General features: G+C 45.4%; 1 protein-coding gene. It reads left to right on the forward strand.

The features are described 5' to 3' along the window. Window positions 1–342: hypothetical protein (locus tag MRX98_RS21820; protein ID WP_246915299.1), on the forward strand; the 342-nt coding region annotated here is incomplete at its 5' end. Window positions 343–823 lie beyond the last annotated feature (481 nt).

Consider the following 823-nt stretch of genomic DNA (forward strand, 5'->3'; position numbering starts at 1 on the left):
CACCGAAATTTCAACACCATCTTCGCTGAGCAGCTCCACAATCTGTCCCGCGGAAAGCATCTGTTTTCGCCAGTCGACAATCTTTGTCCGAACTTGAGCCGAAACGCGGCGACGCTGGACAGCCCCTTGCGCGACAGGCTCTGCAAGGTCGATTTTGCCGTGAACGAATTGATGCCGCAAAAGACGCGTGTACCCGGGCGTGTACCCGAATTTATCCGCGACGACCTTGTGGGGCAGCCGATCCACGAACATTGCCCTCAGCGCCTCGTACCGGCATTGCCACTCGAATCGGGGATGAAGAAAAAATTTGGCATCACGCATGCTTTGTGTTATATGGTATGACGTTTTCAAAGTCAACTATAAAATACATAAAACATGATAACTTTTTTGCCTGTTTTCTTCCAAGTAAATGGCCGTCCATAGTTTTGCATTTGTTATTATTGCATTTTATATGTATTTTCGAATTCTTTCAACGACCCTCATGCATCCAAACTACATGTTTTAACTATTCCATAAAATCAATACAGCGTCATTGCGTATAACATTATTAACGTGCGGCCCCCTGCCAGACGATCCAGACGATAAAGTTTCAATGTCGCAGGCTTGAATGTGTGTTACGAAAATCGGTGTTCATCTTATAATTGCGGGGATAGCTTTTTCATGGCCTAAATTTTTTGTCAAGCTTGATCCAGAGGAATACTGGTAACGCCGGTGAGAAAGTGTACCAAAATCAGCGAAAAATCTCTGTGCCAGTACGGTCATAATGCGCACTTCGGCGTCTCCGGATAAGATTTTCATGCAGAGTTGTGCCTATCGATGAAGG

The sequence above is a fragment of the Desulfatitalea alkaliphila genome, assembly GCF_022968795.1.
Taxonomy (GTDB): Bacteria; Desulfobacterota; Desulfobacteria; order Desulfobacterales; family Desulfosarcinaceae; genus Desulfatitalea; species Desulfatitalea alkaliphila.